This is a genomic window from Desulfosarcina sp. (assembly GCF_041551955.1).
Classification (GTDB): domain Bacteria; phylum Desulfobacterota; class Desulfobacteria; order Desulfobacterales; family Desulfosarcinaceae; genus Desulfosarcina.
In genome coordinates this window covers 1-5,453 of the sequence record NZ_JBFELV010000346.1, presented here as the reverse complement: position 1 = coordinate 5,453, position 5,453 = coordinate 1, and the positions used below count along the sequence as shown (strand labels likewise).

Sequence of the window (5,453 nt, the reverse complement as noted above, 5' to 3'; positions counted from 1 at the left end):
GGAACTGAAGATCGGGTCGGGCATGCACCGCATCTACAATGCCCAGATGGATATCACCACGGAAGACTGGGTGGACACCTGCGAGTGGATGGCCGAGGAATATGAAGAGGACTGGCCGGGGCTTGAGATTCCTGTAGACAAGGAAAATGCGGATATCATCTACACGGTCAACGCCCGGGAGCCCAAGCATTATCCGGAGGACCTGGCCGAAGCGGCGATTCTTTTTCACCTTGCCGGCGAAAACTGGACGGTTCCCAGCAAAGGATGGGAGGAAACCAGCCTGGCCATGTTTGCCGGGGACTGGGGGGCCTGCAAGATCCAGGTAGAGAGCGTTTATGCCGCCATGGACCGGCTCAAACCCAAGCGCATGGTAGTCACCGAATGTGGCCACGCCTACCGGGCGACGGTGTTGGAGGGGCCCTACTGGGCGGGACTCAAGTCGGGAAAAACGCCGGTTGAGAGCTTCCACTATGTGGAGTGGGTGGCAGAAGCCCTGCGCACCGGGAAATTGAAGATAGACCCGGCCAAACGGATCAAGGAACCGGTGACCTACCAGGATTCGTGCAACTACGTAAGAAACGCCGGTCTGGGAGACTGCGCCCGGGAGATCATGAGTTACATTGCCGAAGACTTCCGGGAGATGCGGCCCTGCAAGGAGCACAACTTCTGCTGCGGCGGCGGCGGCGGGCTCAACGGGATAGGGCTCTACCGCCAGGCACGCAACATCGGATTGAAGGTCAAACGGGACCAGATCCTGGCCACCGGCGCCAAACTGGTGGTGGCGCCCTGTCATAACTGCTGGGATGCCATTCGTGACCTGGAGGAAGTTTACAAGATCGGGATCCGCTGGTCCTTTCTCAAGCCGCTGCTCCTGAGCATGGTGGAGGTCCCGGAACACTTGAAGCCTAAGGACGAATAACGAAGGCCGATAATGGACAACGTCCGCCTAAACACTGATGGCACCATCGATCAAATTCGCAAGGGGGATCAGGCCGCATTGCTGTCGCGCCTGGCGCGCCAGGTGGAACTGGCGCCGGGGTATACCCTGCGCAGCTTTTTCAGGATGCTGGATGTCTATGAAACCCTGGTTCACCTGAACGCCTTCTTCCCCGACCTGTTGGATCAATTTCATCGGGGGCCTGAAGACGGCTGCCGGGTCGGCGGCATCGACTGGCTGGTTCTTGAAAAGACCGTAGAAATGGTCGGTTTTCCCGGTGAACCGCGCCTTGACATCTACCGGCGCTTTACCGGATGGTGCGGCGGGAAATCGGTCCAGATCAAGGATTTCCAAGTGGATCTGCTGCTGGACACGGAAGTCCGCCTGGGCAAGCTGAAGCATGTCATATTCGGAGACCAGGTCGATGTCTTCGAATTCGATACCGTGTTCACCCTTTTTGAATTGGTTGAAGGCATCGGCTGGGAACTCGGATTTCACGGAACGCCCAGGGAATGCCGGATATTGTCCAATCAGAAACGATAGATTGCTCCCGCGTTCGAGGCGGACGGTGGATTCGAACCGGAGGAATATACGAAATATTTTGAGGATTCGAATTCACCGCCCAACGAGGAAATCGGGTGAAAGATGCCGTTTCTGGATGGACAATAGATAAGGAGATTGCACATGTTTAAAAAAATCCTGTTTGCAACCACGGCGTCACCGGCCTGCGACAACGCAGCCAAGGTGGCCTTCGACCTGGAGATGAAATGGGATGCCAAGCTCTGCGTTTTTCACGTCCTCGGTGTCCCCTCGCGTGGATTCAGCTCCTTTGTCACCGACGTCCGCACAGGAGAAGACCAGCAGATCGACCCGGACTACGTGGACTGGGTGAAGGAGGAGATGAAGAATACCTACGCCGATCTTCTCAAAGACAGCGACAACGCCACATTAGAAGCGGTCATCGGTGTTCCCCACCGGGAAATCCTGCGAAAAGCCCGCGCCGAAGACGTGGACCTGATCATCATGGGCGCCCACACCCGGGACGAAGACATCGGGGCCGCCCGTTATCGCAGCGTGGTGGGCAGCACCATGCAGAAAGTGGCCAAGAGCGCCCGCTGTGCGGTGGTCATCATCAGCCGTCCCTGCACCACCTGTTGGAAACTTTTTTCCAACATCGTCGTGGGTACCGATTTTTCCAAACCGGCCACCAGTTCCTTTCTGTGGGCCGCTCGGTTGGCTAGGGAAGTCAACGCGCGACTGCACATTTTTCATGCCGTGGACATCAATGCCTCCGAACCGGGGAAAGTAAAGGGCCAGACGGAAATCGAAGCGCGCATCGAGGCGGCCCGGCAAAAGATCGACACCACGTACCTCTCCCAACTCAAAGGCTTCGACAACTATGAAATCGGCATCCGGGAGGGAACGCCCTACGTTGAAATTCTCAAATTCGCCCGGGAAAAACAGGCCGACCTGATCGTCATGGCCCACCATACCCGGGAGATTGATCCTGAACTGGCCCTGCTGGGCTCCACCGTCGAACAGGTGGTGCTGCGATCCTCCTGTCCGGTAGCCAGTGTCAATCATCCGGACAAGGCTACGGATGCATAAAGCGGATTCGACCAAGGGGACCATTCTTATCGTCGACGATGCCATGGACATGCGAGTGTTCATTTCCGCCCTGTTCAAAACCAGCGGGTACCGAACCGAGACCTGTCGGGACGGATCGGCCGGCCTGGCCAAAGCCCGGGAGATCGCCCCCGACCTGATCGTTCTGGATGTGATGATGCCGGGCACGGGCGGCGCGCTCATGTACAAAAACCTCAAAACGGACCGCCTGCTCAAGGACATTCCCGTCATCATGCTGTCGGCCGTGGGGCAGCGGTCTTTTCAACACTACCTGAAAATGCTCAACATCAAACTGGCCGAGCCGCTTCCCGATCCGGACGCTTACCTGGAAAAACCGCCCGATGCCCAGCACCTGCTGGACACGGCCGTTGGGCTGATTGCTTTACGAAAAGGGTAGAAATGGAAGAGAAAATCCTGCTGGTCGATGATGAGGAAGGCATCCGGAAAGTCCTGGGCATCTCCCTCATGGACCTCGGCTACCAGGTGTTCACCGCGAACAACGGCAAGGAGGCGTTGGCGGTTTTCCGGCAGCACAGCCCCCCCATTGTTCTCACCGACATCAAAATGCCCGTCATGGACGGCATCGACCTGCTGCAGCAGATCAAAGCGGAAAGCCCGGACACAGAAGTGATCATGCTCACCGGCCACGGGGACATGGATCTGGCCATCAAGTGCCTGAAGCTGGAAGCCACCGATTTCATCACCAAACCCATCAACGACGATGTCTTGGACATTGCCCTGAAACGGGCCAACGACCGCATCAGCATGCGCACGCAGCTGCGGGCCTACACCGAGAATCTGGAGAACCTGGTACGTGAGCAGACCGCCCGGCTGATGAAAACCGAACGGCTGGCGGCCGTGGGCCAGGCCGTGGAAGGCCTGTCTTCGGCACTTCGCGGCATAGCCGGGGATCTGGATGCGGGCATCAACTGTTTCAACGAACTTCCCTGCTTCGTCGCCATCCACAACCGTCGCCAGGAGATCATCGCCATCAATCCGCTCTACCGGGAGCGGTTGGGGGACCATGTCGGGCAGGCCAGCGGAGCGGCCTATCCACCGGAAAGTATGGAGACCTCGCCGGTAAAAGAGACGTTTGCCAGCGGCACGGGCATACGCCGCCGGGTCACGGTGGTATATGCCGACGGTACCCGCGGTCCAGTGATGGTCCACACCGCTCCCATCCGCGACAGCCAGGGCGATGTGGAACTGGTGGTGGAGATCGGGGCGGACATCGGCGAGGTCCGGCGGCTGCAGGAACGGCTGCAGGCCACCCAGCAGCGCTACCAACAGCTCTTCGACGAAGCACCCTGCTACATTACGGTGCAGGCACCCGACATGACTATCCAGGCGGCCAACCGCCGATTTCAGGAAGACTTCGACCTGGCCATCGAGACATCCTGTCACAAAATCTACAAGGACCGTGACGAGACCTGCCCCGACTGCCCGGTGGCCAAAACCTTTGCCGACGGCGGCTCCCACCAGTGCGAAATGGAGGTGACCTCGAAACGCGGGGAGACCTACCGAGTGCTCATCCAGACCGCGCCCATCCGCGACCTGGACGGCAAGATCACCCACGTCATGGAAATGTCCACCAACATCACCCGCACCCGCCGGCTCGAAGACCAGCTGGCCTCGTTGGGCTTGATGATCGGTTCGGTTTCCCACGGCATCAAGGGGCTGCTCACCGGCCTGGACGGCGGCATGTATCTACTGGATTCCGGATTCAAAAAGGTAAATCAAGAGCAGATCCGCGAAGGATGGGATATCGTACGCTTCATGGTCGGACGCATCCGCGACATGGTGCTGGACATCCTCTACTATGCCAAAGAAAAAGACCTGAAATGGGAAACGGTGGACGTCCTCGGTTTTGCCGAGGAGGTACTCAATACCGTGGGACCCAAGATAAAGGGACAGGACATCACCCTGACCCACCGTTTCGACCCCGCCATCGGCCGCTTCGAGGTGGATGCAGGCATCGTTCGCAGCGCCCTGACCAATATCATCGAAAATGCCGTGGAAGCCTGCCGGTCGGACCGGTCGGGCCGGCCCCATGAAATCTGCTTCGAGGTCACCCAGGATGCCGGCTACGTCTATCTGAATGTGTCGGACAACGGCATCGGCATGGATGAAGCGACCCGCGCCAATGTCTTCACCCCCTTTTTCTCCTCCAAGGGCGAACGCGGAACCGGACTGGGGCTGTTTATCTCCAACCGGATTCTCAGCCAGCACGGCGGCGGAATTTCGCTTCAATCAAAACCGGACACGGGATCCCGCTTTTCGATTAAAATCCCCAAGAAAGCTTCAGTCACCGACCCTCTCCACCAAACGACATAGATGCCTTTTTTGGATGCGATGGCCTTCTCCCGGAAATGAATCGGAGGAAACGAGATATTCAATTGCTCCGGATGGGGAGCCCTGTCATTTGTATCTATGGTTTGAAGACTGGTTGCTCGAAGCTACGCAGCCACTGTGACTTCGGACGTTAAAAAGCGGGTATGTATGCCTGGTGATGAGAAAGTTCCAGTGTCGAAGGCCATCATTTCAGTTTGATTACATGTACTTATCTGTAAGTATCCTTAAAATTCGGGCGCCGATCCGCAACCCATTTATCCCACCATTTGACAGAGCCCGCTGGCGCAAGGTACTCCCAATACATTAGCACCCACTGAATGAAATTAAGTTTAACCCAGTAAGGAAGTAATGGATGATTGAAAAGGTGTTGAAGAGAATTGCGTAAACAGTTTGGAATTTACCCATAATTTCTTGCGGTGAGATTCGTTTATGAATCATAATAAAGACTTCATGTAATAATTTTTACAGACTTTTTGTGTAACAGTCACCACACTATGCAATATTTTTCCCTACTACATTGTGGCAGCATGCAATCAAG

The 5,453-nt window shown here is 56.7% G+C and carries 5 protein-coding genes; all 5 read left to right on the top strand.

Annotation, left to right across the window (positions count from 1 at the left end; translation table 11 throughout):
- Positions 1 to 919 (top strand): (Fe-S)-binding protein (locus tag ABYV26_RS19745; protein WP_372683073.1); only part of this gene is annotated, 919 nt, incomplete at its 5' end.
- A 12-nt stretch (positions 920 to 931) separates the two neighbouring features.
- Positions 932 to 1,480 carry a hypothetical protein gene (locus ABYV26_RS19740; RefSeq protein WP_372683072.1) on the top strand — a complete coding sequence of 183 codons (549 nt, stop codon included), beginning with the start codon at positions 932 to 934 and terminating at the stop codon, positions 1,478 to 1,480.
- Between the two features lie 141 nt (positions 1,481 to 1,621).
- On the top strand, positions 1,622 to 2,545 hold the full coding sequence (locus tag ABYV26_RS19735) for a universal stress protein (protein ID WP_372683071.1): 924 nt from the start codon (positions 1,622 to 1,624) through the stop codon (positions 2,543 to 2,545).
- On the top strand, positions 2,538 to 2,960 hold the full coding sequence (locus ABYV26_RS19730) for a response regulator (protein WP_372683070.1): 423 nt from the start codon (positions 2,538 to 2,540) through the stop codon (positions 2,958 to 2,960). The genes ABYV26_RS19735 and ABYV26_RS19730 overlap by 8 nt, the downstream gene beginning before the upstream one ends.
- 2 nt (positions 2,961 to 2,962) lie before the next feature.
- The gene (locus ABYV26_RS19725; RefSeq protein ID WP_372683069.1) at positions 2,963 to 4,897 is read left to right on the top strand and encodes a response regulator; all 1,935 of its coding nucleotides are present in this window, start codon (positions 2,963 to 2,965) and stop codon (positions 4,895 to 4,897) included.
- Positions 4,898 to 5,453: the final 556 nt, after the last annotated feature.

Bases quoted from the DNA above. Each gene is read 5' to 3' on its own strand.
- ABYV26_RS19740 (WP_372683072.1), top strand. From the start codon at position 932: ATGGACAACGTCCGCCTAAACACTGATGGCACCATCGATCAAATTCGC.
- ABYV26_RS19735 (WP_372683071.1), top strand. From the start codon at position 1,622: ATGTTTAAAAAAATCCTGTTTGCAACCACGGCGTCACCGGCCTGCGAC.
- ABYV26_RS19730 (WP_372683070.1), top strand. From the start codon at position 2,538: ATGCATAAAGCGGATTCGACCAAGGGGACCATTCTTATCGTCGACGAT.
- ABYV26_RS19725 (WP_372683069.1), top strand. From the start codon at position 2,963: ATGGAAGAGAAAATCCTGCTGGTCGATGATGAGGAAGGCATCCGGAAA.